The sequence below is a fragment of the Halosimplex yunnanense genome (genome assembly GCF_054504345.1).
This window is the reverse complement of sequence record NZ_JBTJEL010000033.1, coordinates 212,731-236,351: the sequence shown is the minus strand read 5'-3', so window position 1 is coordinate 236,351 and position 23,621 is coordinate 212,731. Positions and strand designations below refer to the sequence as shown.

The window sequence follows — 23,621 nt, the reverse complement described above, 5'->3', positions numbered from 1 at the left end:
GTGACGAGTTACGCCTCCGCGCGGCGTTCGTAGAGGACGAGCCCGACCATCGACAGCACCTCCTCGCCGTCGGCTTCGGCCTCGATAGCGACCGAGACGAGGCCGTTGTCGTCGTCCCAGTCGTCTTTGTCGACGATCTCGGTCCGGACGACGAGTTCGTCGCCCGGTCTGACCGGTCGGCGCCACCGGAGTTCGTCGACGCCGAGCGCGCCCCGCGTCGCCGCGTCGGCGAGGTGGTTCTCGACGAGTAGCCGCATCGTCATCGCCGCGGTGTGCCAGCCGCTGGCGACGAGCCCGCCGAACGGCGAGTCCGCCGCGGCCTCGGGATCCGTGTGGAACGGTTGCGGGTCGTACCGTTCGGCGAACGCCGTTATCTCCTCGCTCGTCACCTCGTAGCTCCCGAAATGGGCCGTTTCACCGACGGAGAGGTCCTCGAAGTACCGCATTGGCCGGCGGTACGCTCCGGGCCGTGAAAAATACCAGCAGCTGCTATCGGGGACGAAAAACGGGAAAGAAAGCGCGCCGCGGACCCCTCTCAGGGGGCGAGTGCGGCGGACTCGTTGGTGGCCGTCTCGTTGCCGCCGGATCCGCCGGACTCGCTGTTGTCGGCGAGCCAGCTCTGGAACTCGTCCTGGCTGCGCACCTCGACGGTACCCAGCATCTCGGAGTGGCCGGCGCCGCAGTACTCGGCGCAGTAGAGCTGGTACTCGCCGGTGTCAGTCGGCTTGGTGAAGATGTAGTTCGACTGGCCGGGGAACGCGTCACTCTTCAGGCCCAGCCCGGGGACGTGGAACGCGTGGAGCCAGTCTTTCGAAGTGATGTTCAACCGCACTGGCCGATCGGCCGGCAACACCAGCGTGTTGGCGTTCGAGACCTCCTGGCCGGGGTAGTTGAACTGCCAGTTGTACTTCTGGGCGGTCACTTGCACTTCGAGGATCTCCTCCTCGTTGGCGACGGTGTCGACGCCGGTGTCCTCCGAAGCGGCGGTGACGTACGGTTCGGCGAGCACCTGGTACGAAGCGACGCCGACGAACAGCAGGATGACGGCCGTCGCGACGGTCCAGGTGATCTCCAGCCGGCGGTTCTCCTTCGTGGGAAGCGGCGACTCGTTGTTCCTGAACTTCCAGACCGTGTAGAAGAGGATGGCCTCGACGAGCACCGTGATCGGCACGGCGATGTACAGCAGCTGGTTGTTCAGGTTCCAGATGAGCTCCTCGGTGGTCGAGTCGGCCCCGGACTGGGCGGCGGCGGGCTCGATCGCCACCACGGCCAGGGCGGCCGCGAACAGCGCCAGGAGTGCGACGCGCTTACCCTTCATTCTTGACGTGGGCTTGGGATTGTCCGCATATTAACGTGCTGAATCCCGTCGCCGTGTCCGAAAGATGATGATACTTCATCGGCGATATGTTCCCGAACGTGTGCGGCTCCGCGGCGACTCCTCGGCGGTTCCGATACCCCGGACACGTCGGCTCACTCCGCGGTCCGATCCCCGAAACGCGAACACTAAGTGGAGACACCCCAAAGTCCTGGCAACAGCGGGGTTTCCAACGTGTTAAAGCGCGCAACTCGACCGGCGTTCCCGGATCTGCTCGCAGCGACGGCGATGGGCGTCTACCTGCTCGTCGTCGCCGGCGCGACGGCGTCGATCGCTGATGCCGCGCGTGCGTGCACGAACTGGCCCGTCTGCCGCGGTCCCGTCACGCTCGCCGACCCCGCGCTGCTCGTCGCCTGGGGCCACCGCGCCGTGGCCCTGTTCGTTGGCTGTCTCGCGCTCGCGACCGCGGTCGCCGCATTCCGCGCTCGCCACCGTCTACGCCGGCGCGTCCTCGCCGCGCTCGCGCTCGGAGTCGCCCTCTTTCCGGTACAGGTCGGCATCGGCGCCGTGGTCGTCATCTCCGGCCCGACCGACCTGCTGACCACCGCCCACCTCCTCGTCGGGATGGTCCTGTTCACCGCGCTGGTCGTCGCGCTCGCGTGGGAACTCGAGCCCGACGCTGCCGACGCACCCGAAGACGGCTGGGCCGTCGAGCCCGGCGACGAATCCGCCGACCGCCCGGACAACCCGGACCCCGCCGTCGCGACGGACGCCATCGATTCCGCGGCCGCAACGGGTGCCGGACCCAGTTCGCCCGCGGATATCCCGCCGCTCCGGCGCGTGACGGCGACGCTGTCGGCGTACTTCCGGCTGATGAAGCCGCGGCTGATGTGGCTGCTCTGTCTCGTCGCCGCGGCCGGCATGGCGCTGGCATCGACCGGCGGCGACGAGTTGACCGTCCGGACGGTCGTGCTGACTCTCGGCGGGGGCGTCCTCGCCATCGGCGCCTCGGGGACGTTCAACCACGTGTTCGAGCGCGAGAAGGACAAGAAGATGGACCGGACCTCCGACCGGCCGATCGCGACCCACCAGATCCCGGTCCGCCGCGCGGTCGCGTTCGGCGTCGGGCTGGCGGCAGCCTCGCTGGCCGTGTTCGCGCAGGTGAACCTGCTCGCGGCCGCGCTCGGCCTGTCGGCCATCCTCTTCTACAGCGTCGTCTACACGCTCGTGCTCAAGCCCAACACCGTGCAGAACACGGTCATCGGCGGGTTCGCTGGCGCGCTCCCGGCGCTCATCGGCTGGGCGGCCGTCACCGGCACCTTCGGCCTGCCCGGGCTGGCGCTCGCGGGCGTCATCTTCCTGTGGACGCCGGCGCACTTCTACAACCTCGCGCTCGCGTACAAGGAGGACTACGCGAAGGGCGGGTTCCCCATGATGCCCGTCGTCCGCGGCGACGCCGAGACCCGCAAGCACATCCTCTACTACCTCGCCGCCACGCTCGTCGCGGCCGTCGCGCTCGCGGCGATGACGGGGCTCGGCTGGGTGTACGCGGCGACGACCTGCGCGTTCGGCGGCCTGTTCCTCTGGGCGGTCCTCCGACTGCACCGCGAGCGCACCGAATCAGCCGCGTTCCGGGCGTTCCACGCCTCGAACGCCTACCTCGGGGCGCTCTTGGTCGCCATCGTCGTCGACGCGCTGGCCGTCTGACCGATGTCCACCATCGACACCGACGCGCTCGCCGACCGACTCCGCCCGCGCCGCGAGACGCTGCTGTGGGGCGCGCTCCTCGTCAACACAGAGGCGCTCCTCCTGCTCGCGTACGCGGCGTTCGGCGGCCAGAGCCTCCTCTCGGTCGGCGGCCTGCGGCTGTGGATCTACCCGTTCGTCTGGTTCAACGTCTCGCTGTGGGCGATCTCCCGGACGGACCCGGCGTCGACCTCGGTCCGCAATCGCCGAATCGCGGCCGCGCTCGCGGTCGGGTACTTCGGGATCCTCGCATACACCGGCGGACTCGTCGGTCCCGGCCACGGACCGACGACGGCCCGGATCTCGTGGGGGCTGCCCCCCGGCTGGTCACCGGCGCTCCTGTTCAACGGTGGCGGCCTCTCCGTGACCCTCATCCCCTACAAGCTGGTCGGGTACGCGACGCTCGCGTACCTCGTGTACGCCACGATCCTCGACGCCGCGAAGTCGGCCGTCACGGGCGTGATCGGCCTGCTCTCGTGCGTCTCGTGTAGCTGGCCCGTGATCGCGTCGATCGCCACCGGCATCGCCGGCAGCGGCTCCGGCGTTGCCGCCGCGGTCGCCGACGGCTCCTACGGCATCTCGACCGCCGTCTTCGTCGCGACCGTCGCGCTGCTGGTCTGGCGGCCGTTCCGCCGGGAGTGAACACCCCCGCTCGGCCGTTCGCGACACCGCCCGCGACCGCGTCGCACGGTTTATCCGGGCTCCCGCCGGAGAGTCCCCCATGACACGAGTCACGCTGACCTACTGCGTCCCCTGCGGGTTCAGGGAGCGCGCGCTCGACACGCAGGAAGCGATCCTCACCAGCCTCGAACGGCAGATCGACAGCTTCGAACTCGTGATGGGCGACCACGGCGTCTTCCGCGTGGAAGTGGACGGCGAGGTCGTCTTCGACAAGGCCGACGACGAGTTCGACGTCGATGCCGTCGTCCGCGACGTACGGAATCACTGCTGACCGACGAACCTTCACTTAAATATTTCCCCGACTTACCGGGTCGGAAGTTCGCGTTCGGTACTTACCGGGATGGGGGACGACGGTCTAACTGCAATGGCTCCCCTCACCCCAGAGGCCCGCTCTTCGCGGGTCCTCGTACTCGTATGCAGTCTCGTCGTCGCGTTCGCGCTCCTGCCGGGCGCGGCGGCCGCAACGCCCCAGGACGCCGATCGGGTCGTCGGGCCGGACGAGACGGTCACCGGCGACCTGACGGTCATGACCGGGGACGTCCTCGTCCGCGGGACCGTCACCGGCGACGTCACAGCCGTCGCTGGATCCGTCGAAGTCGCCGACGGTGGCAGTGTCGACGGCGACGTCACCTCCGCGTCCGGGTCGGTCACGGTAGCCGGAACCGTCGGAGGTGACGCGACCGCGGCGGCCGGGTCGGTCGACGTCGTCGACGACGGCCGCGTCGAGGGGAGCGCCAGCGCTGGCGGCGGGTCCGTCACCGTCGCAGAGGGCGCGACCATCGCGGAAGACGCGAGCGCGGGTGGCGGTGACATCGAGGTCGCCGGCACGGTCGACGGCGACGTAGCCAGCGGCCAGTCGGTCGTCCTCGAATCGACCGCGACGGTCGGCGGCGACGTGACCTACCACGAGACGCTCGACCGCGCGGCCGGCGCGTCAGTCGCCGGCACGGTGACCGAGGAGTCGAATCCGAAGTTCCAGGTCGGCGGCGCGGAGGTCGGCCTCGGCATCGGTGAGACGTTCGACGACGTCTTCTCGCCGCTGTCCGCCGTCTACTGGACGCTCCTGTCGCTGCTCGTGGGTTCGCTCCTGATCGGGCTGTTCCCCGAGTTCTCCGCTGAACTGGTCGAGACGGCGACCGACGACCCGGCGCGGTCCGGTGCGGCCGGGCTCGCGGCGCTGTTCGCCGTCCCCGTCCTCCTGATCGCCGTGATGCTGACCGTCGTCGGCATCCCGCTCGCCATGGGCGGCGGCGCCCTGTTCGGACTGGCCGTCTGGACGGCGCTGATCTACGGCGAGTACCTCGTCGGCCGGTTCGCGCTCACGTCCGCCGGCTACGACAGCCGCTGGGCGGCCCTCGCTGTCGGCGTCCTCGGCGTCGAGGCGTTCGGGCTCCTGCCGGTCGTCGGCGGCCTGGTGACGTTCGCGGTCCTCCTCGTCGGCCTGGGCGCCGGCGCGCTCGTCGTCGCGGCCCGCTGGCGCGGCGACGGTGACGACGGTGTCGAGACGCCGCCCCCCGATCCCTCCCCGCGGGCGGCCTGACGCTGGAGTCCGGAGTCCACCCTTCCCCGCTGACGCGCAGCCCTCCATCCCATCGCCCTCCGCTGACGCGCAGCCCTCCACCCCTACCCCGCTGACGTGCGGCACTCCACCCCCACCCTGCTGACGTGCAGCCCTCCACTCCGTCGCCCTCCGTTGACGCCCGAGCCCCACGCACCGCCCTGCTGACGTTCGCCCTCCTACTGGTTTCCGTCGACGCTCCCACCCATCCCCACATACTCGCCTGCCCTGCCGCCGTCACCACTTGTCTCCCTCGCCTCCGATTGCGACCACCGGCTCCCGGCAGCCGAAGCCGAGCCTTCGCCCCCCATCGTCGTGGCTGAAACAGGGACGTGAGTTACCGGTCGGATTATACAGTATCGGCGACATAAGCGATCCATGGAGGCGGGACGAATCTCCCGTAACGTCGCCATACCGCTCGCTGTGGCCATCCTCGTCCTGATCGCCGCCTGTCTCGGTACTCAGTCGTCACCTCCGGAGTCGTCGACACCGCCGACGATCGATCGGAATGCGACGGACGTGGGCGGGACGCCCGTCCCCGGATTACCGGACGATACCGCCAAACAGCGGGCTTTGGGCGCTGAAAGAGCGTTCCTTTCGGACTCCCTGCCGAGCAAATCCTGTGTCGACGACTGGGGATTCAGCGCGCCAGTGGTGAGCAAAACAGCGGTCATCAGGAATCGGACGGGAGATACCGTCGAGGTCGCGGTTCGCCATCCGTTCTGGTATTCGAGCGGCAACGGCCACGGAGATACCTACTCGACTGCGATCTACTTCGTGACCGCAGAAGCTACAGACCGTGAACGGAGATCCGGTCCACAGATCTGTTGAGCCCGGGTTCGAACCGAACGGTCGCCACCTGCTGTTCGTCGCGAAACTGACTGCCTTGTGGAGGTTTTTTCGGCACATTCGCACGTCTCCGAACCGAACCGCCTTTGCGACTTCCAGTGGATCCTCCAGCTATGACAGCGACGCTCGTCGCCGAGGACGTGCGGCGGACCTACGGCGACACGGTCGCGCTCGACGGCGTTTCGCTCTCGGTCGACGCGGGCGAGGTGTTCTCGCTGGTCGGGCCCAACGGCGCGGGCAAGACGACGCTCGTCCGCGCGTTGACGGGCACCACCGACGCCGAGGGGTCGGTTTCCCTGTTCGGCGCCGACCCCCGACAGGTCGACCGCGAACGCATCGGGCTCCTCCCGCAGGCGTTCGCCCCGCCCGAGCGGCTCACCGCCCGCGAACTGCTCGAGTACTACGCCGGGCTCTACGACGACAGTCGGGACGTCGACGCGGTGCTGGCTGACGTGGGGCTGACCGACGACGCCGACACGTGGTACGAGAACCTCTCCGGCGGTCAGCAGCGCCGGACGTGCGTCGGCGCGGCGCTGGTCAACGATCCCGACCTGCTCTTCCTCGACGAGCCGACCACCGGCATCGACCCGGCGGGCCGCCGGACGCTGTGGGACCTCCTCGAATCGCTCGCCGCCGGCGGGACGACGATCTTCCTCACCACCCACGACATGGCCGAGGCTCACCGGCTGGCTGACCGCGTCGGCCTGCTCGCCGACGGCAAGCTCGTCGCTGTCGACGACCCCGACGCGCTCGTCGCGGAGTACGGCGGCGAGAGCCGGCTCGTCGTCGAGACCGACGCCGATCCGGACGCGTTCGAACTGCCCTATCCGGCCGAGCGCACCGGCGACGCGCTGGTCGTCTCCGACGTGGCCCCCGAGGCCATCGGCGACGTGGTCGACGCCCTCGAAGCGGCGGGCGCGAGCTACGACGCCCTCTCGTGGAGCGAACCCGACCTCGAAGACGTCTACCTCGAACTCGCCGGCGGATCGGAGGCGCGGTACGGCGGACAGGCGGGTGGTCGCGGGACGACGAATGGGCGAGCAGCCACGCCAGCGGAGGGCGACCGATGACCCTTACCGGGCGCGTCGCGGCCTCCGTCCGCGCGGGCTGGCAGTCGTTCCTGCGGCGGCGGACGGCCGTGTTCTTCACGTTCCTGTTCCCGCTTTTGATCGTCGTCATCTTCGGCGTGCTCGTCCAGACCCAGCCGACCGGGGGCGGGCTGTTCGCCGAACCCCCCGTCTACTACATTCCCGGTTACCTCGCGGTGGTCGTCCTGTTCACGCCGCTCTCGCGGGTCGGCAGCGAGGTGGCGCGCCACCGCGACGGCAACCGCTTCGAGAAGCTCGCGACGACGCCGCTCTCGCGCGGCGAGTGGCTGCTCGCCCAGACCCTCGTCAACGTCGTCGTCATCGGGCTGGCCGCGCTGATGCTCCTCGCCCTCGTCGTCGGCCTGACCGGCGCCGAGGTCACGCTCTCCGCAGGGGTCGTCGCGCTGCTCGTCGGCTACGTCGTCCTCGGTGTCGCCCTGTTCTGCGGCATCGGCGCGCTCATCGGTTCGCTGGCCGACTCGCAGGACGGCGTCATCGCGACGAGCAACACCATCGCCTTGCCCCTCCTCTTCCTCTCGGAGACGTTCGTCCCGCTGGACATGCTCCCCGCGTGGTTCCGTCCCGCGACGGCGCTGTCGCCGCTCACCTACTTCGCCCGCGGCGTCCGCGCGGCGACCGACGGAGGCGAGGTGGTCCCGCTCGGAACGCTCGCCCCGGAACTGGCGTACCTGCTCGTGCTCGCGGTGCTCGCGGCCGTCTTCGTCGGCCTCGGCGCGTACGCGCTGCCGCGGACCGACTGAGGGCCGGCGGTCAGCGCGTACACTGCTGGCTCGTCGCCGTCGCCTACGACTTCTCGTCAGCCGACGAGTCACCGCCAGCGAACCCGTCCACCCCGGGGTACTCCCCGGGCGGTTCACCTGCCGACTGACCGACGGGCGGCCCCTGTCCGTACCCCGCGCCCGCACCGTCCGTCCCGCTGGCCACCGAGTGCTGCCCGTCCCCCTGGGCCTGTCCCGCGTCGTTTCCGCCGCTAGACGGTTCCCTGCCGTGGTCGGGCGGTCCCGGGAGTTCGACGGTGACGATGCCCTCGCCGGCGGTGTACTCGTAGGCGACCCACTTCGGCAGCGTGAGGACGCCGCTCATTTTGCGGACGCGGATCCGCTTGACGAGCGAGTCCTCGACCAGTTCCTCGTCGAGGTTCAGCTCGACGATGCCGTCGACCACGTAGTTGAGGTCGTGGGGGAACTGCTGGTCCTCGCCGGTCACGGTCGCGCCGGCGTAGATGGGGACGAACCGGCTCTTGCACACCTCCGCGCGGACGTCCTTCAGGAACGCGTAGGCCTTGACCGGCTGGACGAGCGCGCCGAACTCCGTCAGCGAGTCGACGACGACGATGCCGCGGTCTTCCATGTCCCGGGCTTCGAGTACGGCGTCGATCCGGTTGTTCAGCTCGCCGAGTTCGGTCGGATCACGGACTTGCGTCGTCGCGCCACCTGCGACCTCCGAGAGGAAGGCGTTCCAGTCGTTGAGCCGCTCGTACATCCGCTCGCGGTTCTCCAGCCGGTAGGTGAAACAGTCGAGTATCTGCAGCTGGCCCGCCTCCAGGTAGGGGAAGACGTTCCAGTCCAGCGTGACGAACGTCTGGACGACCGACATCGGCGGTTCGAGGAAGGAGACGTAGACCGCCGGCTCCCCGCGCTGGAGCGAGCGCCAGACTAACTCGGCCTGGATCGCTTCCGTCCGCGTGCCCGCGAGGTCGGTCAGGAGGACGAAGGAGTTGCGCGGCACCCCCTGCGGCAGGCTCTCGTCGAGCGGCGCGACGCCCGTGGGCACCCGGCGAAACCCGTGGTACTGCGTGAACACCTTCTCACAGTTCCGGGCGGCGTCGCGGCAGGCGTTCGAGCAGTAGGAGTACTCCTCGCCCCCGTACTCGTCGGTGACCGGCACTTCCGGAATGGGGAGCCGACAGAAGTCACAGCGGCCGGTCTCCGGTGACGGCTGGCCCTGTCCCTCGTGGCGAGAGGCTCCCTGTGCGGCGCCGATCCCCACCGCCGCGTTGCCGTCGGGCGCGTTCGGCTGCTCGACCATGTGAGACAGTAGCGTGCGCGGCTGGAAAAAGTGCGTGGCGTGTTCGCGACTCGGGCCGGGTGGGCGATGAGAGTGCCGTCAGTCGTCGGATTCGCGTTCGACGAACGCGCGGATCGACGGGCCGATAGCGAGCAGGAACAGGGCCTCGTGTCCCCGCCGCTCCCACATGTAGACGTGGTTGAGCAGGAGGTAGGTCACGATGCCGAGGAAGAGGCTGAGCGACCACGCGGCGACGGCGATCCGGCCCACGCGTGCGTGAGAGGTGTCGCGAAGCTCCGACGGGGAGTGCGTCAGGCCGAGCACGACGGCGTGGAGGACGACCGGCACCGCGAGCGCCGAGAGGAGGATGTGGACGGCGAGCATCACGAGGTAGGCGTAGTAGACGACGCCGGAGGCGAGGATGGACTTCTCGAACCCGCCGCCGACCTTCAGCAGGTACAACACGAGGAAGACGAGGATGAGCCCGAAGGCGGTCAACATCGCGGTCCGGTGTTTCTCCACCTCGCCGCGTTTGATGTACCGGACGCCGATCAGGATCGAGATCAGGGCGAGGGAGTTGACGACGGCGATGGCGTCACCGAGGAGGATGACGGTGTCGTCGTGAATCGACGGAAACGGCGCGTACGGCGTGAACGCGGCGATGACGAGGGCGTACCCGATCACCGAGAGGACGGCCGTGACGCGCCGTGGGTTCGCCCGCGCGCGTGACTGGAGGGTGTCGGCGACTGCCATACCGGATCTGTGGACGCCGCCGGTATACCCGCTTCGGAAGCGAGCGCGCCCGCGAGCGCCCGCTTCGCAAAAATCACCGCAAACGTGAAACGGGAAACGGGCCAACTAGCGGCCATGAGCGCAGAGCAGGGTCGACGCCAGATCCGCTGTCTCGTCGCCAAGGTCGGCCTCGACGGGCACGACCGCGGCGCGCACGTCATCGCGCGGGCGCTGCGGGACGCGGGGTTCGAGGTCATCTACTCCGGGCTCCACCGCTCGCCCGACGAAGTAGTTCAGGCCGCCGTCCAGGAGGACGTCGACGTACTTGGCATCTCTATCCTCTCGGGCGCTCACAACACGCTCGTCCCGAAGATCATGGACGGGCTGGAGGAGTACGGCGCCCGCGAGGACACGCTGGTGCTGGTCGGGGGGATCATCCCCGACGACGACGAGGAGTTCCTCTACGAGCAGGGCGTCGCCGAGATCTTCGGCCCCGGGGCGTCGATGGACGAGATGATCGACTACATCCGGGAGCACTCGCCCGAGCGACGATGACCGGCGGGGACCCCGACGCTCGGGGCGACGCTCCCGACGCTGGCGGAGACGGTGCAGACGCCGACGATCCCCTCATCGCCGACTTGCTCGACGGAAACCACCGCGCGCTCGCCAGAACCATCACGAAGATCGAGAACCGCTCGCCGGGCTACCGCGATCTGGTCTCCCAGCTCCACGCCCACACCGGGACCGCTGACGTGATCGGCATCACCGGCAGCCCCGGCGCCGGGAAGTCGACGCTCGTCGACAAGCTCGCGAAGGCCTACCGCGACCGGGGGCTGACGGTCGGCGTCATCGCCATCGACCCGGCCTCGCCGTTCACGGGCGGTGCCGTGCTGGGCGACCGCATCCGGATGGCCTCGAACGTCGGCGACATGGACGTGTTCTTCCGGTCGATGTCCGCCCGCGGGACGCTCGGCGGGCTCTCGACCGCGACGACGGACGCCGTGAAGGCGCTCGACGCCTTCGGGAAGGACAAGATCATCGTCGAGACGGTCGGCGCCGGCCAGAACGAGGTCGACATCGTCCGTACCGCCGACACCGTCGTCGTGCTCGTCCCGCCGAGCAGCGGCGACGACGTCCAGATGCTCAAGGCCGGCATCCTGGAGATCGCGGACCTCTTCGTCGTCAACAAGGCCGACCTCGACGGCGCCGACCGCACGGTGCGGGAGCTCCGGGAGATGCTCCAGCTCCGCGACGGCGAGGTACGCGGCGGCGGCCACCACGGGTTCGCGGAGACGGCTGTCGATGTCGAGGGAAGCGACTCGGGAGACGACTCCGAGACACCCGATCCCTGGGACCCGCCGATCGTCGAGACGGTCGCCAACCGCAGTGAAGGGGTCGACGACCTCCTCGACGCGCTCGCGTCCCATCGCTCGTACCTCGTCGAGTCGAGGACGCTCGAAGCGAGGGAGCGAACGCGGTACGCCGAGGAGATCCGGACGCTCCTGCGCGAGGACGTCCGCGACCTCCTCGCCGCCGAGATCGAGGCGGGCGGCGGCCTCGAGGAGTACGTCGACGCGGTGGCCCGCCGAGAGACCGACCCCTATACCGTCGCCGAGGAGATCCTCGAACCGCTCGCCGACTGCGCCCGCGAACGGCGTAAGTGAGCGGCGCTGGAGTGCGTGGCGTCGGCGGCAGTGCATGTGGGAGAGGGGGGCCGAGAGCGAGTGGAGTGTTCGTCGTGCATCACTTATATGCGGTAGAGGCCCCTACGTCCGGTCATGAAACTGCGGACTCTCGTCGGAGCGACGATCGGAGCGGTCGGTGCGGCCGCAGTGACCAACCGCGCGCTCGGCCGGCGGGCCGGGGAACTCGGTCCGCCGCTGCGCGGCAAGTCCGACATCTACCGCTGGCGCGGGTTCGACGTGGCCTACACCGAAGCCGGCGACCCCGACGACCCTGATCTGGTCCTCTTCCACGGGATCAACGCGGCGGCGACGAGCAACGAGTGGCGCGATGTCTTCGAGCAGCTGGCCGAGGACTACCACGTCATTGCCCCGGACCTGCCCGGCTTCGGGCTCTCGGACCGGCCGCCGCTGACTTACTCCGCGTCGCTGTACACGACGTTCGTCCGGGACTTCGTGACCGACATGAGCGAGGACGCCGTCGTCGTCGCCTCGTCGCTCACCGGCGCGTACGTCGCCGACGCCGCTCGCGACCTGGACGTCTCGCGGCTCGTCCTGATCTGTCCGACTGCGAAGACGATCCCCGGGCGGCGCGTGTGGCTCCGCTCGCTGATCCGGACGCCGGTCGTCGGCCAGACGATCTACAACGCCATCGGGAGCGAGCGGTCGATCCGCTACTTCCACGACGACCACGGCTACTACGACACCGCGAACCTCGACGAGGAGACCGTCGAGTACGAGTGGCAGACCGCGCATCAGCCCGGCGCCCGCTTCGCGCCCGCCTCCTTCATCAGCGGCCACCTCGATCCCGATCTCGACCTGAGCGAGGTGCTCGGCGATCTCGAGGTTCCGGTCACGCTCGTCTGGGGCCGCGAGAGCGACATGCCGCCGCTGTCGGACGGCCGGGAACTGGCGAGCGTCGCCGACGTCGAACTCGTCTCTATCGGCGAGTCGGCGCTGCTGCCCCACGTCGAACACCCCACCGAGTTCCTCCGCGTGGTCCGCGGCGAAGCGACCGAACATCCCGAGATCGCCGAGTCCGACGAGTGAACTGATCGAGACCAGCCGCGTTTCTCCGAACTGCCGGTCGCCAGCCGCGCGACCGCCCGCCGCTCCCGCCTGCTTCCGCGAAAGGTAGTATAAAGAGCCGACGGGCCGACCGTGACAGAGAGTGACAGTACCATGACGCGCGAGATGGAGGCGCTGGACAGAGGCGTCGTGGCGGTCCCCGTCGAAGACGGCGTGTACGTCCGCTGGCGGCTGCTGGGGACCGACCCCGACGGCGTCGCGTTCGCGCTCTACCGCGACGGGGAGCGCGTGACCGACGACCCGATCACCGGGAGCACCGACTACCGCGACCCCGAGGGGACGACGGATTCGACGTACGCCGTCGCCCCGGTCGTCGACGGGGACGAAGGCGAGCGGTCGAAGCCAACGGAGGTCTGGGATCGGGAGTACCTGGAGATTCCGCTCGACAAACCGGCCGACGCTGAGCACCCCGAGGACGGGTCGTCGGTCGGCTACCACGCCAACGACGCGAGCGTCGGCGACCTCACCGGCGACGGCGAGTACGACATCGTCCTCAAGTGGGAGCCGTGGAACGCGAAGGACAACGCCCACGAGGGTCAGACCAACCAGGTGATCCTCGACGCCTACGCGCTCGACGGGACGCACCACTGGCGGATCGAACTCGGCCGGAACGTCCGCGCGGGCGCCCACTACACGCAGTTCCTCGTCTACGACTTCGACGGCGACGGGAAGGCGGAACTGGCCTGCCGGACGGCCGACGGCACGGTCGACGGCACCGGATCGGTCATCGGCGACCCCGACGCGCTCTACCCCGACGAGACGGGACGGGTCATCGAGGGGCCCGAGTACCTCACCGTCTTCGACGGCGAGACGGGCGAGGCGCTTGAGACCGTGGACTTCGAACCCGCCCGCGGGGACATCGCCGACTGGGGCGACGACTACGGCAACCGGGGCGACCGGTACCTCGCCGGCGTCGCCTACCTCGACGGCGAGCGCCCGAGCATCGTGCAGGCCCGCGGCTACTACGAGAAGACGATGCTCGCCGCCTTCGACTACCGCGACGGCGAATTGACCCACCGTTGGACCTTCGACAGCACCGACCCCGGCAACGAGGCCTACGAGGGGCAGGGCAACCACCACCTCAGCGTCGCCGATGTCGACGACGACGGCAAGGACGAGATCGTCTACGGCGCCTGCGTCATCGATCACGACGGGACCGGGCTGTACTCGACCGGCTGGGGCCACGGCGACGCGCTCCACGTCGGCGACTTCGACCCCGAGCGCGACGGACTGGAGGTCTATCAGGTCCACGAGGAAGCCGACGCCGAACACGGCGCGTCGATGCGCGAGGCCGGCACGGGCGACCTCATCTGGGGCGAGTACACGGGTACGGACACCGGCCGGGGGATGATCGCCGACATCGACCCGACCCACCCCGGCGCTGAGGCGTGGGCGCCCGCCGGCGTCGGCCTCTGGACCGCCGACGGCGAGCAGATCAGCGAGGAGATCCCCCAGTCGTACAACTTCGGGGTCTGGTGGACCGGCGACCTCCAGCGGGAACTGCTCGACCACGACTGGGACGGCGACGCCGGCGTCGGCGTGGGGAAGATCGACCGCTGGGACCACGACGCGGGCGAGCTAGAGACGCTGGTCCGCTTCGACGGCACCCGCTCGAACAACTGGACGAAAGGCAACCCCTGCCTCTCGGCGGACCTCCTCGGCGACTGGCGCGAGGAGGTGATCTGGCGGACGGATGACAGCGAGGCGCTGCGGCTGTACGCGACCACCCACGAGACGGACCACCGGATTCCCACGCTGATGCACGATCCGCAGTACCGGACTGCCGTCGCGTGGCAGAACGTCGCCTACAACCAGCCGCCCCACCCGAGTTTCTACCTCGGCGTCGGGATGGACGACCCGCCCGATTCCGACATCGAACTCGTCGGCGCCGATTCGAACGGGGAGTAGCCCGCTGGGAACAAAACCGCCTTGATAGCGGTGGCCGTATCGTTCGGTATGGACCCGGCCGTCGTCTTTCTCGGCGTCGTGTTGATCGGGCTGGGCGTGTTCTCGATCGGCTTCCCGAACTATCTCCGCAGTTTCGTCTCGGCGCGGACCTGGAAGGAGGACCCCGAGCGAGCCGAACGCTACCAGCGCCTGTGGGCATACGGCATCGGGATCACGATCGTCGCCCTCGGGTTCGTCGTGGTCGGGCTGGGACTCTTCTCCGCCTGAGTCACGGCCGCATGTAGGCGTATCCCTCGTTTTCCAGCCGCGTGATCTCGACGGCCCCCTCGGGGACCGTCTCGGCGTTCCCGAGGAGTGCCGACTCCTCGATGTCTTTCATCTCCAGCGTGTTGGCGCAGGCCTTGAACGAGACGCCCGCTTCGGCGAGGGACTCGACTTCCTCCTCGAATCCGCCCTCGCTGGTGAGGGCCTCGATACCGTCCGCCTGCGCGACGACGGCGACGTCGTCGATGCGACCGGATTCGTCGTCCACGAGGTTCTTCGCGATGGCGAGGGAGGTTTCCTGTTCCCCTTCATCGCCGGACACGAGGTGGAGTACTGATTGCATACGTTCCGCTCGGGGGCGGGGAGGGGAGCGTGTCGTGCTTGCGATAGACGGCCGGAACGTCCCGCGTCCCGATAGGTAGGCAGCGGCTGGACGGCGACGGCGGGACGGCGATCACCGGTCCGCGTTCCCGCTCCTAGCGCCGTCAGCGACCACTTCACCGCTCTCCGACGCCGTCGGTCGTCCCTCGCCGGCGTCGGAGTCGGTGCCAGCGTCGCCCTCGACTTCTGCGTCACCCGGGATTCGGAGGGGATCAGCCGTCGGCGCCGCGGGCGCCTCGTACGTGTATCGATAGCCGTCGTGAACGACGTGATACGCGCCGCCGTTCGGCTCCTCCATCACTGCGCTGTCGGTGTCGATCGCGAAGTCGACCAGGTCCGCGAGCGTCTCGGCGTGCGCTACCGGGAGGTTCCGGGCTTCGGCCGGGAGACGGATCGCAGTGATCCACTCCTCGAAGTCCGCCCGGTCGTTCCGATACGTTAGCCACTCGCGTTCGGCGTCGGAGAGGGCGATGGCGTCGCGCCACTGCGCGACTGTGAGACCGATCGCACCGATCACTCCACACAGCAACAGTAGCGGACCGCCGAGCCGTTCGAACGGACCGGGATCGTTCGGAACGGTGACCATCTCCCTCTCGGTGAACCGCTCGGTCGACGGTGTGGTTTCGACCCGATAGATCCCCGACTCCGCGTCGATCGGTAGCGCGTACGTGAATCGACGGGTCTCGGCGCCGCTCGTCTGTCGCGTCGCGACGACCGTCACGAGGAGGCGCGTCCGTATCTGTCCGGGAGCGCCGAGTCGTTGGCTCACGTTCCGCGCGTGTGCGACCGTCCGCGTCACGTTCAGCTCGAAGGGGACGGTCGCGGTCTCTCCTGGTTGTTTGACGGTCCGATCCGTTCCGAGCGGGCGCGTATCCCGCCAGTACACCGTCGGTTCTTCGTCGCCTCGTGCCGCGTCGGCGCTCTCGACGAGAAGCCGTCTGTCGATCGTGAGGTTCACCGGCGCGTTCGCACCGGGCGTTCGAAGCCGAAATTCGCCCGTGAGAACGGGCATGATCCGCTGGAAGTAGACAGTACGGCCCCGAACGGCCTCTCCGTTCCTGAACGGCGTTTCGTCGGCCGCGCCAGTCACGATCGAACCGTGGGCAAACGATCCGTTCACGCTCCACTCGTCGACGACGCGTTGTTCCTGGTGCGTCCCCGGTTCGAGATACGCACCGTGAACGAGGACAGCGCCCGTAGCGCCGACGACGAGTGACGCGATGACGATACCCCCGAACCACCGACCCACTATCGCCCGAACCCGGATCCGCCTGTCCTCGCCCATGCGAGATTATTGTGAAGTAATTGTACTTTATTCCACAGGATTATGAACTCGCTGTCCCCCCGAATCGCGTTTCGAGACGTCGAGGGGACACTGACGAACAGAACAGTAACCGCCGCATTCGCCTCGCTCGATTCCTCTCAGTCGAACACTCGTGATCGAAGCCGGTCGAGTCGAGAGGGGCCATCTCGCGACCGGGACCGAATCCGGCCGGTCCCCCCGAGAGAGACGCCGAATGCGTAAAACGAGACGCCGATCAACGCGTCGATCACGACGATCGGAAGCCACGGGTGGACCTCGTACAGCGCTCGCAACATCGATTCCGGTAGCACGTACAGGTATCGATGTTCGGTGAGGTACTGCCGGTAGTACCCGGTCTCCGGCGGCGCCGACAGCGTCAGCGTCGCGTTGACCGTCGATCGGCCGGGGATCACGGTACTGCAGGGCTGAACGTCGACGCCGTCCGTCTGTGGTTCGAAGTACGCCACCATCGGGACGAACCCCCCGTTGCCCAGTTTGTACCCCGTGGACTCGTTGGTCCCCGCTTCGATCACGCGAACGCCCGGTGACTCGCTTTCGGCGCTGACGACGCCGAATTCCTGTGGTCCGCTCGGGGCAACCATCGTGGCCGTGGCGACGAGGACCACGACGACGGCGAACGCGCCCACTAGCAGTCGCGTATCCATCCCCGAGTCACGCCGGGTTTCGCGGCTTCGATCCCGCCGGTCACTTCCGAAGCAGAGATCTGCCACGTACGCAAGCACCGAGACCCCCAGCAGCAGATACGCCACTCCCTGCGTTCCCAGCAGTGAGCGGGTTCCGAGCGCCGCGGAGAGTTGCCGCTGGATCGCCGTCATCACGGTTTCGCTGCCGGAGACGAGCGTTCCGACGCCGGGGATCGCGAGTACCGATCCGGACGGTTGCCAGACGACGGCGACGATCTGAGCACGCTTGACCGGCGGTTCGTTTCCATCCTGGTCCGTAAACGGGTTGTTGTCCCCCCGGGTGACGAATCCGCGATCCGTCTCCTCGACGATCCGATGTGTCGTCAGTCCGCCGCCGTGGATCTCCTTTGCCCGAAACGTGACGACATCGCCCTCCTCGATGTCCCCTGCGATAGCCGCCGGCACGGCCACGAACCCCTCGCCCGGGTTCAGGGTCGGCTGCATACTCCCCGTCTCGACGTAGCCCAGCAACACCGGCTGTCCGAATACCTGGCCGGCGACCATCGCCACCAGAAAGACGATCAAGACGGCCTCCAGAACCGTCCCGACCGAGAACCGACCCGACATCATCGACACCTCCGTTTCCACTCTGCAAATAACTGGTGGCTATTTTCTCCGGGGATCGGGCCCGGAGCGTTTCTTCGCGTCACCGGTTCTCTCCGGGCATTCGACGACCAAGCGGAACCCCGTCCTCGCGCTCGTCTCCGCGCTAATTCTGTGGGCGATGGTTCCCGGTCGTTGGCCATCGTCTGAACCCATCGGCTCCCTCGAACCTGGCCGACGGTCGAAGGCTTCCGATCCGTTATCGCGGGCGGAAGACGATGGCGCGGTCCCCCGTGGTCTCGCGCTGACCGACGTCGATTCCCACCGGCATCCCGACCTCGATTTCTTCCGGGTCGACCCCGCGGACCAATCCGGTCACGCGCACTGGTCCGTAATCGACGATTGCCGTCGTGTACGGCGTGTCCTCGCTGAACTGCGGCGTCGCGACCGCGACCGTCGTGTACGTCGCGACCTCGCCGGAGTCGGGGAACGGCGTCTCGGTCAGTTCACGGCTACCGCACTCGGGACAGACGCGCCGCGGCGGTAGCCAGCCGTGGCCGTTCTCGCATTCCACGTAGTAGCCCTCGCCCTCCTCGATGGCGTCGAGCAGGTCGTCGTACGCGCCGTCTCTGGCTCTGTCGCTCATCCCATCACCTCCAGAGCGAAGCTCTGGCGTAATCGCATGAACTCAAACCGCGAGTTCATGCGACCACCTCCAACACGTGGACAGTTGCACTCGCGACCGTGCCGCCGGCGTTGTGCGCGACGCCGACGCGCGCGTCACCCACGTCGTCGGACCACGGCGACTCGCCCTCGAGTACCTTCGTCAGCGAGGCGATCTGTGCGACGCCCGTCGCGCCGACGGGGTGGCCCTTCGCCTTCAGCCCGCCGGAGAGGTTAACGGGTATCTCGCCGGTCGCGCTGGTCTCACCCGTTCGCGCGGCGGTGATGCCCTCGCCGTCCTCGTAGAGGCCCAGCGACTCGATGGCGAGCACCTCGGCGATGGTGAAACAGTCGTGGACCTCGGCGACGTCCACGTCGCCGGGGCCGACGCCGGCGTCGCCGTAGGCTTCGTCGGCGGCCCTGACCGCGGCCGGCGAGTTCAGGAGGTGGTCGCGGTCCTGTAGCGCCATCCGATCGCTTCCCTGCCCGGTGCCGGTGATCGCGACGGGCGCGTCGAGGTCGTGGTCCTCGGCGTACTCGGCGCTCGTGAGGACGGCGGCGCTGGCGCCGTCGGTGATCGGACAGGCGTCGTAGAGCCCGAGCGGCTCCGCGACCATCGGCGCTTCCAGCGCGTCCTCGACGGTTATCTCCTTGCGAAGCTGCGCGTGTTCGTTGGGCAGCGCGTGCTCGTGGTTCTTCACGGCGACGTGAGCCAGATCCTCGCGGGTGCCGCCGAACTCACGGAAGTACGCGCGGGCCATCAGCGCGTAGGCGCCGGGGAAGGTCATCCCCGCGCGGATCTCGTAGAGGTCGTCCGCGGCGATGGAGAGGGCGTCCGTCGCGCCCGCGGTGCCGATGTTGGTCATCCGCTCGCTCCCCCCGACGAGGATCACGTCGGCTTCGCCGCTCCGGAGGTGTTTGACTGCCTCGCGGACGGCAGCGCCGCTGGAGGCGCAGGCGGCCTCGAAGCGCGTCGCGGGCACGTTCAGCCCAACGGCCTCGGCCATCAGCGGGGCCTGGTGGCCCTGGTGCTCGGCGAGTTCGCCCATGAAGTTGCCGTAGAGCAGGGCCTCGACGTCGTCCGGGTCGACGCCCGAGTCGTCCAGCGCGGCCAGCCCGGCTTCCGCGAACAGGTCCCTGCCCGTCCGTTCGGAGTGCTCTCCGAAGCGGGTCAACCCGACGCCGGAAACGCGTGGGTGCGTCATCGACTACCAGTAGGCACTCCATCCGATAAAAGGCGCGCGCTGGAACTGAAACCGATCGCGCGATCGGTCGCGCCGACCGACCGGCCGAACGGGGGCGCGTCCACCGCTCACATCCCCATGTCCGCCGCGGCGTCGGGGACCGGCAGGTCGTGGGGTCCGACGCCGAGCAGTTCTGCGGCGTGGTCCAGCGCCATGTCGAACCCGTAGTAGCGCTCCAGTTCGTCGCCGTCGGCGCTCGGGCGGACCTTCAGCATCGCGTATCCCTCGACGTTCTGTGCGATCGCGGCCGTCCGCCCGTCGCGCTCGAAGGTCACCAGTCGCTCGGCGTCGGTCTCCTCGTAGCGGGCCGTGATCCCGTCGTCGGTCGCGGTGGCGTCGGTCATTGGAGGACCTGTGGGCCGGTGATAGTCGTAGGCTTCGATCTCTCGGTCCCGATTGCGGGACACACAGCGCGAACCGCAAGAGTCGAACCACCGCCGGACGAGGGGCGAGTATGACCAAGTGGCTCCAGAGCGGCCGCCGCCGGGATCTCCTGATCATCCTCGCCGGCGAGGGACCGCTCCACGGGCAGGCGCTCAAGACGCGGATCGAATCGCACTACGACGAGCGCATCGAGCCCCGCTCGTTCTACGGGGCGCTCGACACGCTGGTCGACAACGGCCACCTCGAACTCCGGGAAGCGGGTATCCACGACGAGTACGCGCTCACCGACGCCGGCCGCCGGATGGTCGACGAGCAGTTCGAGTGGATGCGCGACCACCTCGACGCGTCCGAATCGTAGTCATCACTTTGCTCTGGCGGGCCCTTCTCGACCGGTGGTTTTCGGGCCGTTCAGTCACTGAAATGTCTGTTGTGTGAGAGCGCGCTCAGTGGATAGAATCAGTACCGCAGGAAACAGTAGGCGATGAAAGCCCTCGTCGCGCTCGCGAAGACCGCGCACGGCTATTTCGAGCGGCCCACAACGAGGTGGGCTCACTCGACAGCACGCGCCACTGCATTCCTGGCTTCGGCGTGCTTACGTCGAATACCCGGACACTGTCGGCGCGGGGGAGAAACCTCCCAGTGAAAAAGATGGTATTGGCACCCGCGGTTTTATACACACGGACCGGTACACCTCTCCCATGGACATTCCGGACCTCGTCAAGGGGGCACTCGGCGACGAGGAGATCCAGGCTGGCGTCTCGCTCGGCGACGAGGACGCCGTCTGTCTCACGCCGACGCGGACGCTCGTCTACCGCGGCGAAGGGCTGCTGAGCGACGAACAGGTCGAGGAGTATTCCCACGACATCGAGGCACTCGGCGTCTCGGAAGGCCGTCGCAAGACCAAGTTCACGATGCAGTACATCGACGGCACCGAGTCGTTCACCGTCCCGGCCAACCGCGGCGACAAGGTGCTCGGGCTCTTCCTCGAAGGCGTGCTCCGCCTCGACGGCGTCATCGAACCCCGCGAGTCCATCGCGGGCGTCTACCGATTCAGCGAACTGACGCTCATCATCGCGGAGCAGCGACTGATCAAACACATCGGCAACCAGGTGTGGACCGAGGACTTCGAGGTCTACGACTACGACGACGTGACCGGCCTTGAGTTCGAACGCGCGAGCGTCGCGACGAGCATCGCCCTGACGGTCAACGGTCGACCCCAGCGAGTGAAGGTTCCCAACGACAACGCGCCAGTCGTCCGCCAGACGCTCGAAGAGGCGCTGTTCGGGTACTATGACGTCGGGTCGATCGACGAACTCAACCGGATCGTCGGCGGCGACGACGGCGTCGATGCCGGCGGCGTCGAGCAAACCGACGACAGCGACGACGGGTTCTCGTTCGGCGACGACTTCGACCCGCTCGTCAGCGACGAGGAAGAGGAACTGATCGAACCGGTCGACGCGGACCGGCCGGAGCAGGGGGCCGCCTCCGGGGAGCCCGCCGGTGCACAGCAGCCCCGTGGCGGCGAGTCCGCAGGTCCCGCTTCGGAACCGACGCCCGATCAGTCTGCGGGTGCTGCGGCTGATCAGCCGAACGCCGGTGCCGACCCGTCCGCGAACGCGTCGAGCGGAACCGGTGGGGAACCGGGCCGTGGTGGGTCCGGCAGTTCGAACACGCCCGAACAACCCCAGTCGGCCGGATCGGGCCAGCAGTCACCTGAGCAGGCACAGCAACGCTCGGAGACGGGACACAGCCAGCCCAACCGGGGTCAGCAGCAGTCCGAGCCCGACACCCAGCAGACCGAGCCTGCACAACAGCAGACTGATCCCGCACAACAGCAGCCGTCCGGGGGAAACCAGCAACCGTCCGAACCCACACAGGAGCGGTCCGCGTCTTCGGGCCAGCAGCGCTCGGCGTCGTCCGGCCAGCGACAGTCGTCCTCGCCGGGGAACGCGGCCACGTCGTCATCCAGCGAGCAGCACCAGAGCGAGAGCCGGAGCGAGCAACCGGACCGGTCCGGGCAGGACTCAACGTCGACTTCGACGGCGACGAAATCGCAGACGGCTGCGGGTACCCCTGACCGCACAGTCGAACCGAAACAGGACGAGCAGCCGTCGTCGACGGCAACGAGCGCCGACTCCTCGACGGGCGAGGGGATCACCCGCGAGGAGTACGAGGCGTTGGCCGAGCGCGTCGAAGAGCTAACAGACGCCGTCGACAGGCAGAACGAACTGCTCAAACGGCAACACCGCGCGCTCAAGAAGCTCGTCCAGCGCGACCAGCAGCCGGAATAACTCCGTTCAGTCGCTTTCTCGGCCGGTTACCTTCCTGATACACGACGAGCCGAACGGTCCGTGCTCGCCGGCGTCGAACTCGATGAAGTAGCCGGTCGTGATGCCCGCGCCGCAGCGCTGGCAGGTGAACTCCCCTTCCTTGCTGACGACGTCGCCCTCGAAGCTGAGGTAGTCGCCGGAGGTGGGGACGACGGTGTCGCCGTCGCGTTCGATGATGCCCCGCCGCTCCGCGGTTTCGAGGATCTCGCGCGTGACGGTCGGGTCGCTCGTGACCGTCTCGATGCGGTCGACGGCCTCGGGGAGCGACAGCTCCGCGTGTTCGAGGTGCGCGAGCAGTTCGAGGCCGAGTTCGACGCGGTCGTCCACGCTCGCTGGTGTGTCCCCCCGCAAAGTAAGCGTTTCCGCGTCGCGGTCGGTCGACGACCGCAAGACTTGTACCGGCGTAGTAAAGATGAGAACCGATGGCAGTCAGTCGGGCAACGCGCCGCCAGTTCGGGAGCCTCGGAGCGGTCGGCGCCGTACTCGCCGTCGCGGCGCTCGTCTTCTCGCCGGCGGCCGTGCTGCGCTCGATCGCCGAGCTATCGGCCCACCCGTGGCAGTTCCTCGGCGTTCTGGTCGTCCTGTATCTCGCGCGGCCGTTCCTCCTGTGGCCGGTCAGTGCGCTCTCGCTGACCGTCGGGTACGTCCTCGGGACGACATACGGCATTCCGGTCGCCGTCGCCGGGACGGTGCTCTCGAACACGACGCCGTTCCTGCTCGCCCGGTACGCGCGGACCGACGACGGAATCGTCGGACTCACGACGCAGACGAGCGACCGGATCGTCGAGGCGACCGGCGAGTTCCGCGGCGTCGTCGCCGCGCGACTCGCCCCGCTACCCGCCGACATCGTCTCCACAGGCGCGGGCCTGTCGGACGTGTCCCTGCGGGCGTACCTGCTCGGGACACTGATAGGCGAGTCGCCGTGGATCGCCGCCGAGGTGATCGCCGGCGCCTCGATGCACACGCTGTCGGTCCACGGCCTGCGCCACAGCATCGCGCTGTTCGCCGCGGCGACCTTCCTCTCGGCGCTGCTGGTGGCTCGACCGGCCTACCGGTTCGTCCGCGAGAAGTACGGGGTCGGTCCCGCCGCTGGAGACCGGTGATGCAGGACGGTCGATTCTCCCCGCCG

General features: G+C 68.4%; 26 protein-coding genes. 15 read left to right on the top strand and 11 right to left on the bottom strand.

Annotated features, from left to right (window positions below; translation table 11 throughout):
• Positions 1-8 precede the first annotated feature (8 nt).
• Together AB2U09_RS09930 and coxB are read right to left on the bottom strand one after the other, a co-directional pair.
• Complete coding sequence (locus AB2U09_RS09930) at positions 9-446, bottom strand: MaoC family dehydratase (protein ID WP_459192556.1); 438 nt, start codon at positions 444-446, stop codon at positions 9-11.
• Positions 447-535: 89 nt separating this feature from the next.
• The gene (gene coxB, locus AB2U09_RS09925) at positions 536-1,318 is read right to left on the bottom strand and encodes a cytochrome c oxidase subunit II (protein ID WP_459192555.1); all 783 of its coding nucleotides are present in this window, start codon (positions 1,316-1,318) and stop codon (positions 536-538) included.
• 285 nt (positions 1,319-1,603) lie between these two features.
• On the opposite strand from coxB, the gene AB2U09_RS09920 reads away from it, so the two are divergent.
• The 7 genes from AB2U09_RS09920 (at position 1,604) to AB2U09_RS09890 (ending at position 7,998) form a co-directional block, all read left to right on the top strand.
• Positions 1,604-3,022: a heme o synthase gene (locus AB2U09_RS09920; protein ID WP_459192824.1), complete on the top strand. Its 1,419-nt coding sequence runs from the start codon at positions 1,604-1,606 to the stop codon at positions 3,020-3,022.
• A gap of 3 nt (positions 3,023-3,025) precedes the next feature.
• On the top strand, positions 3,026-3,703 hold the full coding sequence (locus tag AB2U09_RS09915; protein ID WP_459192554.1) for a DUF7546 family protein: 678 nt from the start codon (positions 3,026-3,028) through the stop codon (positions 3,701-3,703).
• Positions 3,704-3,782: 79 nt separating this feature from the next.
• Positions 3,783-4,013, top strand: coding sequence for a SelT/SelW/SelH family protein (locus tag AB2U09_RS09910; protein WP_459192553.1), 231 nt, complete (start codon positions 3,783-3,785; stop codon positions 4,011-4,013).
• Between the two features lie 93 nt (positions 4,014-4,106).
• Positions 4,107-5,282, top strand: coding sequence for a polymer-forming cytoskeletal protein (locus tag AB2U09_RS09905; protein WP_459192552.1), 1,176 nt, complete (start codon positions 4,107-4,109; stop codon positions 5,280-5,282).
• Between the two features lie 396 nt (positions 5,283-5,678).
• On the top strand, positions 5,679-6,131 hold the full coding sequence (locus tag AB2U09_RS09900) for a hypothetical protein (RefSeq protein ID WP_459192551.1): 453 nt from the start codon (positions 5,679-5,681) through the stop codon (positions 6,129-6,131).
• Between the two features lie 131 nt (positions 6,132-6,262).
• Positions 6,263-7,219, top strand: a complete 957-nt coding sequence (locus AB2U09_RS09895) for an ABC transporter ATP-binding protein (RefSeq protein ID WP_459192550.1) — start codon at positions 6,263-6,265, stop codon at positions 7,217-7,219.
• Positions 7,216-7,998 carry an ABC transporter permease gene (locus AB2U09_RS09890; RefSeq protein ID WP_459192549.1) on the top strand — a complete coding sequence of 261 codons (783 nt, stop codon included), beginning with the start codon at positions 7,216-7,218 and terminating at the stop codon, positions 7,996-7,998. Before AB2U09_RS09895 ends, AB2U09_RS09890 begins: the two co-directional genes overlap by 4 nt.
• A gap of 43 nt (positions 7,999-8,041) precedes the next feature.
• Here AB2U09_RS09890 and AB2U09_RS09885 read toward each other — a convergent pair whose 3' ends face one another.
• Positions 8,042-9,286 (bottom strand): RAD55 family ATPase, encoded by a 1,245-nt coding sequence (locus tag AB2U09_RS09885; protein WP_459192548.1) that lies wholly within the window; start codon positions 9,284-9,286, stop codon positions 8,042-8,044.
• 78 nt (positions 9,287-9,364) lie between these two features.
• Positions 9,365-10,018 carry a DUF420 domain-containing protein gene (locus AB2U09_RS09880; RefSeq protein ID WP_459192547.1) on the bottom strand — a complete coding sequence of 218 codons (654 nt, stop codon included), beginning with the start codon at positions 10,016-10,018 and terminating at the stop codon, positions 9,365-9,367.
• A 114-nt stretch (positions 10,019-10,132) separates the two neighbouring features.
• Between AB2U09_RS09880 and AB2U09_RS09875 the strand changes: the two genes are divergently transcribed.
• From AB2U09_RS09875 to AB2U09_RS09855, 5 genes are all read left to right on the top strand, one after another.
• The gene (locus AB2U09_RS09875; protein WP_459192546.1) at positions 10,133-10,552 is read left to right on the top strand and encodes a cobalamin B12-binding domain-containing protein; all 420 of its coding nucleotides are present in this window, start codon (positions 10,133-10,135) and stop codon (positions 10,550-10,552) included.
• Positions 10,549-11,661: a methylmalonyl Co-A mutase-associated GTPase MeaB gene (meaB, locus tag AB2U09_RS09870; RefSeq protein ID WP_459192545.1), complete on the top strand. Its 1,113-nt coding sequence runs from the start codon at positions 10,549-10,551 to the stop codon at positions 11,659-11,661. The genes AB2U09_RS09875 and meaB overlap by 4 nt, the downstream gene beginning before the upstream one ends.
• Before the next feature lie 114 nt (positions 11,662-11,775).
• Positions 11,776-12,729, top strand: coding sequence for an alpha/beta fold hydrolase (locus AB2U09_RS09865; RefSeq protein WP_459192544.1), 954 nt, complete (start codon positions 11,776-11,778; stop codon positions 12,727-12,729).
• A 144-nt stretch (positions 12,730-12,873) separates the two neighbouring features.
• Positions 12,874-14,676: a rhamnogalacturonan lyase gene (locus AB2U09_RS09860; protein WP_459192823.1), complete on the top strand. Its 1,803-nt coding sequence runs from the start codon at positions 12,874-12,876 to the stop codon at positions 14,674-14,676.
• Between the two features lie 48 nt (positions 14,677-14,724).
• Positions 14,725-14,943 (top strand): hypothetical protein, encoded by a 219-nt coding sequence (locus tag AB2U09_RS09855; RefSeq protein WP_459192543.1) that lies wholly within the window; start codon positions 14,725-14,727, stop codon positions 14,941-14,943.
• Position 14,944: 1 nt separating this feature from the next.
• On the opposite strand, the gene AB2U09_RS09850 is transcribed toward AB2U09_RS09855, so the two are convergent.
• The 6 genes from AB2U09_RS09850 to AB2U09_RS09825 all read right to left on the bottom strand — a co-directional run bounded on the left by AB2U09_RS09850 (position 14,945) and on the right by AB2U09_RS09825 (position 20,122).
• Positions 14,945-15,283, bottom strand: a complete 339-nt coding sequence (locus tag AB2U09_RS09850; RefSeq protein ID WP_459192542.1) for a DsrE family protein — start codon at positions 15,281-15,283, stop codon at positions 14,945-14,947.
• Between the two features lie 111 nt (positions 15,284-15,394).
• Positions 15,395-16,606 (bottom strand): DUF5305 domain-containing protein, encoded by a 1,212-nt coding sequence (locus tag AB2U09_RS09845; RefSeq protein WP_459192541.1) that lies wholly within the window; start codon positions 16,604-16,606, stop codon positions 15,395-15,397.
• 137 nt (positions 16,607-16,743) lie between these two features.
• The gene (locus tag AB2U09_RS09840) at positions 16,744-17,895 is read right to left on the bottom strand and encodes a signal peptidase I (RefSeq protein WP_459192822.1); all 1,152 of its coding nucleotides are present in this window, start codon (positions 17,893-17,895) and stop codon (positions 16,744-16,746) included.
• A gap of 235 nt (positions 17,896-18,130) precedes the next feature.
• A complete protein-coding gene (locus tag AB2U09_RS09835) occupies positions 18,131-18,517 on the bottom strand; it encodes a Zn-ribbon domain-containing OB-fold protein (protein ID WP_459192540.1) in 387 nt (128 codons plus the stop codon).
• 55 nt (positions 18,518-18,572) lie between these two features.
• The gene (locus AB2U09_RS09830; RefSeq protein ID WP_459192539.1) at positions 18,573-19,739 is read right to left on the bottom strand and encodes a thiolase domain-containing protein; all 1,167 of its coding nucleotides are present in this window, start codon (positions 19,737-19,739) and stop codon (positions 18,573-18,575) included.
• 107 nt (positions 19,740-19,846) lie between these two features.
• The gene (locus tag AB2U09_RS09825; RefSeq protein ID WP_459192538.1) at positions 19,847-20,122 is read right to left on the bottom strand and encodes a DUF7111 family protein; all 276 of its coding nucleotides are present in this window, start codon (positions 20,120-20,122) and stop codon (positions 19,847-19,849) included.
• Between the two features lie 110 nt (positions 20,123-20,232).
• Here AB2U09_RS09825 and AB2U09_RS09820 point away from each other — a divergent pair, with 110 nt between their 5' ends.
• Positions 20,233-20,520, top strand: a complete 288-nt coding sequence (locus AB2U09_RS09820; RefSeq protein WP_459192537.1) for a PadR family transcriptional regulator — start codon at positions 20,233-20,235, stop codon at positions 20,518-20,520.
• 340 nt (positions 20,521-20,860) lie between these two features.
• On the top strand, positions 20,861-22,453 hold the full coding sequence (locus AB2U09_RS09815) for a DUF7115 domain-containing protein (RefSeq protein WP_459192536.1): 1,593 nt from the start codon (positions 20,861-20,863) through the stop codon (positions 22,451-22,453).
• Positions 22,454-22,459: 6 nt separating this feature from the next.
• On the opposite strand, the gene AB2U09_RS09810 is transcribed toward AB2U09_RS09815, so the two are convergent.
• Entirely contained in the window at positions 22,460-22,819 is a 360-nt protein-coding gene (locus AB2U09_RS09810) for a DUF5830 family protein (RefSeq protein WP_459192535.1), read from the bottom strand.
• Between the two features lie 95 nt (positions 22,820-22,914).
• On the opposite strand from AB2U09_RS09810, the gene AB2U09_RS09805 reads away from it, so the two are divergent.
• A complete protein-coding gene (locus AB2U09_RS09805) occupies positions 22,915-23,595 on the top strand; it encodes a TVP38/TMEM64 family protein (protein WP_459192534.1) in 681 nt (226 codons plus the stop codon).
• Positions 23,596-23,621 lie beyond the last annotated feature (26 nt).

Excerpts from the sequence above, each read along its gene's own strand:
- AB2U09_RS09845 (WP_459192541.1), bottom strand. The coding sequence starts at position 16,606 with ATGGGCGAGGACAGGCGGATCCGGGTTCGGGCGATAGTGGGTCGGTGG.
- AB2U09_RS09835 (WP_459192540.1), bottom strand. The coding sequence starts at position 18,517 with ATGAGCGACAGAGCCAGAGACGGCGCGTACGACGACCTGCTCGACGCC.
- AB2U09_RS09855 (WP_459192543.1), top strand. The coding sequence starts at position 14,725 with ATGGACCCGGCCGTCGTCTTTCTCGGCGTCGTGTTGATCGGGCTGGGC.
- AB2U09_RS09920 (WP_459192824.1), top strand. The coding sequence starts at position 1,604 with ATGGGCGTCTACCTGCTCGTCGTCGCCGGCGCGACGGCGTCGATCGCT.
- AB2U09_RS09930 (WP_459192556.1), bottom strand. The coding sequence starts at position 446 with ATGCGGTACTTCGAGGACCTCTCCGTCGGTGAAACGGCCCATTTCGGG.
- AB2U09_RS09860 (WP_459192823.1), top strand. The coding sequence starts at position 12,874 with ATGGAGGCGCTGGACAGAGGCGTCGTGGCGGTCCCCGTCGAAGACGGC.
- AB2U09_RS09900 (WP_459192551.1), top strand. The coding sequence starts at position 5,679 with ATGGAGGCGGGACGAATCTCCCGTAACGTCGCCATACCGCTCGCTGTG.
- AB2U09_RS09890 (WP_459192549.1), top strand. The coding sequence starts at position 7,216 with ATGACCCTTACCGGGCGCGTCGCGGCCTCCGTCCGCGCGGGCTGGCAG.
- AB2U09_RS09830 (WP_459192539.1), bottom strand. The coding sequence starts at position 19,739 with ATGACGCACCCACGCGTTTCCGGCGTCGGGTTGACCCGCTTCGGAGAG.
- AB2U09_RS09905 (WP_459192552.1), top strand. The coding sequence starts at position 4,107 with ATGGCTCCCCTCACCCCAGAGGCCCGCTCTTCGCGGGTCCTCGTACTC.
- AB2U09_RS09865 (WP_459192544.1), top strand. The coding sequence starts at position 11,776 with ATGAAACTGCGGACTCTCGTCGGAGCGACGATCGGAGCGGTCGGTGCG.
- AB2U09_RS09875 (WP_459192546.1), top strand. The coding sequence starts at position 10,133 with ATGAGCGCAGAGCAGGGTCGACGCCAGATCCGCTGTCTCGTCGCCAAG.
- AB2U09_RS09815 (WP_459192536.1), top strand. The coding sequence starts at position 20,861 with ATGGACATTCCGGACCTCGTCAAGGGGGCACTCGGCGACGAGGAGATC.
- AB2U09_RS09910 (WP_459192553.1), top strand. The coding sequence starts at position 3,783 with ATGACACGAGTCACGCTGACCTACTGCGTCCCCTGCGGGTTCAGGGAG.
- AB2U09_RS09850 (WP_459192542.1), bottom strand. The coding sequence starts at position 15,283 with ATGCAATCAGTACTCCACCTCGTGTCCGGCGATGAAGGGGAACAGGAA.
- AB2U09_RS09825 (WP_459192538.1), bottom strand. The coding sequence starts at position 20,122 with ATGACCGACGCCACCGCGACCGACGACGGGATCACGGCCCGCTACGAG.
- AB2U09_RS09895 (WP_459192550.1), top strand. The coding sequence starts at position 6,263 with ATGACAGCGACGCTCGTCGCCGAGGACGTGCGGCGGACCTACGGCGAC.
- AB2U09_RS09820 (WP_459192537.1), top strand. The coding sequence starts at position 20,233 with ATGACCAAGTGGCTCCAGAGCGGCCGCCGCCGGGATCTCCTGATCATC.
- AB2U09_RS09805 (WP_459192534.1), top strand. The coding sequence starts at position 22,915 with ATGGCAGTCAGTCGGGCAACGCGCCGCCAGTTCGGGAGCCTCGGAGCG.
- AB2U09_RS09915 (WP_459192554.1), top strand. The coding sequence starts at position 3,026 with ATGTCCACCATCGACACCGACGCGCTCGCCGACCGACTCCGCCCGCGC.
- AB2U09_RS09885 (WP_459192548.1), bottom strand. The coding sequence starts at position 9,286 with ATGGTCGAGCAGCCGAACGCGCCCGACGGCAACGCGGCGGTGGGGATC.
- coxB (WP_459192555.1), bottom strand. The coding sequence starts at position 1,318 with ATGAAGGGTAAGCGCGTCGCACTCCTGGCGCTGTTCGCGGCCGCCCTG.
- meaB (WP_459192545.1), top strand. The coding sequence starts at position 10,549 with ATGACCGGCGGGGACCCCGACGCTCGGGGCGACGCTCCCGACGCTGGC.
- AB2U09_RS09840 (WP_459192822.1), bottom strand. The coding sequence starts at position 17,895 with ATGTCGGGTCGGTTCTCGGTCGGGACGGTTCTGGAGGCCGTCTTGATC.
- AB2U09_RS09880 (WP_459192547.1), bottom strand. The coding sequence starts at position 10,018 with ATGGCAGTCGCCGACACCCTCCAGTCACGCGCGCGGGCGAACCCACGG.